The organism is Deinococcus rhizophilus, assembly GCF_030271215.1.
Lineage (GTDB): Bacteria > Deinococcota > Deinococci > Deinococcales > Deinococcaceae > Deinococcus > Deinococcus rhizophilus.
On sequence record NZ_JASNGB010000258.1, the window covers coordinates 1 to 3018 of the forward strand.

Sequence of the window (3018 nt, forward strand, 5' to 3'; positions counted from 1 at the left end):
CGCGAGCAGCGCCCCCAGCCCCGCCTGACCCACCGCCAGCCAGTAGGTCCCGGCCAGCTCGGCGCGTTGGCGCAGCAGGGGCAGCACCTCCGCGAGCGGTACCCCCGGCGTGCGGTCGTACAGCAGCGCGGCGGCGGGCGGCCGCACATGGGCTTCTCGCAGCAGCGCCTCGGCCCCCGGCACATGCACGACCTCCACGCCGGGCAGGGCAGCGGCGAGGTCAGCCGCCGAGCGGGCCCCGGGCGACACGACAAAGACGACGGGAAGAAGGCTGGTCATGACCTGCCGGGCAGTCTAGACGCCGGGACCGGGAAGCGTTGCCGGATTTGCCGCACCCCCGGAGCGCCGGGCCGGGCAGCCACCGTCCCCCGGGGCCGCTGAAGGAAGACGCTCAGCGCTGCGGGGCCGCAGGCGCGTCGTCCTCGCCGCCCGGCTTCGCCGCCCCGGTTCCCTCCGGGCGCAGCAGCGGGAACAGCAGCACGTCGCGGATGGAGTCCGAGTCGGTCAGCAGCATGGCGAGGCGGTCCATGCCCATCCCCATCCCGGCGGCGGGCGGCATCCCGTATTCGAGCGCGAGCAGGAAATCCTCGTCCTGCTCGTGGGCCTCGTCGTCGCCCGCGTCGCGCCTCTGCGACTGCGCCTCGAAGCGGGCCCGCTGTTCCAGGGGGTCGTTCAGCTCGGAATAGATCGGCGCGAGTTCGAAGCCCGCCACGAACAGGTCCGCCCGCTCCGCGAGGCCGGGGCGCGAGCGGTGCGCCTTGACCAGCGGGCTGATCGCCAGCGGCACGTCGGTCACGAAGGTGGGGTGGACCAGCGTGTGCTCCACGTACTCCCCGAACAGCTTGTCGAGCAACTTGTAGTCGGGCACCTTGCGCAGCTCCGGGTGCCGGGCGTCGGTCCACTCGCGCAGGCGCCCGAGGTCGGTGGGGTCAAAGTCGAGGCCCGCCGCCTCCCTGAGCGCCGTCACGAAATCCAGCCGACGGAACGGCAGGCTAAAGTCAATCTCCTTGCCCCCGTAGGTCAGGCGGGGCTCGCCCCTGATCTCGGTGACGAGGGCGCAGAGCATCTCCTCGACCAGCCGCATCATGTCCGAGTAGTCCCCGTAGGCGAAATACGCCTCCAGCATGGTGAATTCGGGGTTGTGGGTGCGGTCGATGCCCTCGTTGCGGTAGTTGCGCCCGATCTCGTAGACCCGCTCGAAGCCGCCGACCAGCAGCCGCTTGAGGTACAGCTCCAGGCTGATGCGCAGGCTGAAGTCGTGCGAGAGCGCGTTGTGGTGGGTGCGGAAGGGCCGGGCCTCGGTGCCGCCGGGAACGACCTGCAGGGTGGGGCCTTCCACCTCCATGAAGTCCCGCGCGTCCAGAAACTGCCGGATGAAGCGGATGGCCCGCGACCGCACCCGGAAAGCCTCGCGGCGCTCGGGATTGACCATCAGGTCGAGGTAGCGCCGCCGCGCCCGCAGTTCCTCGTCCTGCAGGCCGTGAAACTTGCTGGGCAGGGGATGCAGGCTCTTGACCAGCGGCTGCCACGACGTGACCCGCAGGGTGAGCTGCCCGGTCCGCGTGACGAAGGGAAAGCCCGTGACGCCGATGATGTCCCCGAGGTCGATCTTCTTGGTCGCGTCAAAGGTCTCGGTGTCCGCACGGGAGAAGTGGAGCTGCACGCTCCCGAATTCGTCCTGCAGGTCCGCGAAGGCCGCCTTGCCCATGTGGCGCAGCAGGGTCACGCGGCCCGCCAGGGCGTAGGTCTCCTCCGGCCACTCCTGCCCGGCTTCCAGGCCCCCCTCGGGGTGCGCCGCGAGCAGGTCGCGGGCATGGTGGGTGCGGGGATAGCTGTAGGGGTGGGCCCCGAAGCCCGCTTCACGCAGGGCCTGCAGGTTGTTCAGCCGACTGACGGTCTGCTCGTGCAGGCCCTCGCGGCGGGAGGGGTCCGGGGAGGTGGGGGCGGGGTCCGACATGGGGGCGAGAGTAGCAGAGGGCAGGGTGGGGACAGCGCCGTGCCCGCCCCCGTCCCGCATCAGGAGGGGGGTCACACGGCTTCCGTCCACTCCGTTCTCAAACCGGGAGAGCGCCGAGTGGAGAACTCCTTTCCCGGCCACCGTTCTTTCCTGCTCGCTTCTTTCCTGCTCGCTCTGCTCGGCTTGAACAGTTACCCAAACTGTTCCACCGGAATCCGGCTCAGTACTCGATCCCCTTGACCTTGTACTTGACCTGCTTGCCGTTTTCCAGGTTGACCACGAAGGCTTCTCCCTTCTTGCGGCCCATCAGCTCCTTGCCGACCGGGCTGTCCTCGGAGATGCGCGGCAGGCTGCCTCCCAGCACGGCGGCCTCGGGGGCGCTGACAACCTGCACGCGCATGTCCTTTTTGGTGGCCTCGTTGGCGAGAATCACGATGGCCCCGAGTTCGACCCGGCCGTCATTCTCGTGGTCCTCGATGATCGACGCCAGGGCCAGGGTCTCCTCGAGTTCCTCGATGCGGGCCTCGATGCCCATCTTCTCGCGCTTGGCGTCCTCGAGGCCGGTGTCCTCGGTGTCGGCGCTCGTCTCCATCTGCTCTTGCAAGATGCGCGTGGCCTCGTTGAGCCGGGCCTGTTCCTGGGCGAGGGTGCGCTGGAGGCGCTCGAAACCTTCGCGGGTGAGTTTGACCTGCCGGGGTGCCTGAACCACTGGAAAACCTCCGCTGCGTGGGGGTATGGGGAAGTCGGGGACGGGATGCCGGAGACGGTCCCCGTCCGGTCCGTTCTCAACCCGGGAAAGCGCCGATAAGCGCCGATTCGGGAACGCCTGGCCCGGCAACCGCTGTGTGCCTTCTCCCGCCGGTCGGGCTGAGCCGCGCTGAACACGGTTCGGCCGGAAGCTGTGTGAGAATCGCCCGGCATTGTGCCACACGCCTGCCGGGGCGGCAACGCGGGGCGTAGGGGGGGAGGGCAGCCGCGGTCAGGCGGCGGGGCGGGCCCCCTCCGAGACCCGCGCCGTGTAGGCCACCACCCCGGTGAGCCCCAGCCCCAGCGCCGCGAGC

Annotated in this window: 2 protein-coding genes and 1 pseudogene; all 3 read right to left on the reverse strand. The window is 69.8% G+C overall.

Translation table 11 applies throughout. The features are described from left to right. Positions 1-279: pseudogene (locus QOL99_RS16200) on the reverse strand (sensor histidine kinase); the annotation flags it as partial. Between the two features lie 112 nt (positions 280-391). Continuing rightward, entirely contained in the window at positions 392-1957 is a 1566-nt protein-coding gene (gene lysS / locus QOL99_RS16205) for a lysine--tRNA ligase (RefSeq protein ID WP_285525330.1), read from the reverse strand. A 220-nt stretch (positions 1958-2177) separates the two neighbouring features. After that, positions 2178-2666 (reverse strand): GreA/GreB family elongation factor, encoded by a 489-nt coding sequence (locus tag QOL99_RS16210; protein WP_285525332.1) that lies wholly within the window; start codon positions 2664-2666, stop codon positions 2178-2180. Between the last annotated feature and the right edge of the window lie 352 nt (positions 2667-3018).

Excerpts from the sequence above, each read along its gene's own strand:
- lysS (WP_285525330.1), bottom strand. The coding sequence starts at position 1,957 with ATGTCGGACCCCGCCCCCACCTCCCCGGACCCCTCCCGCCGCGAGGGC.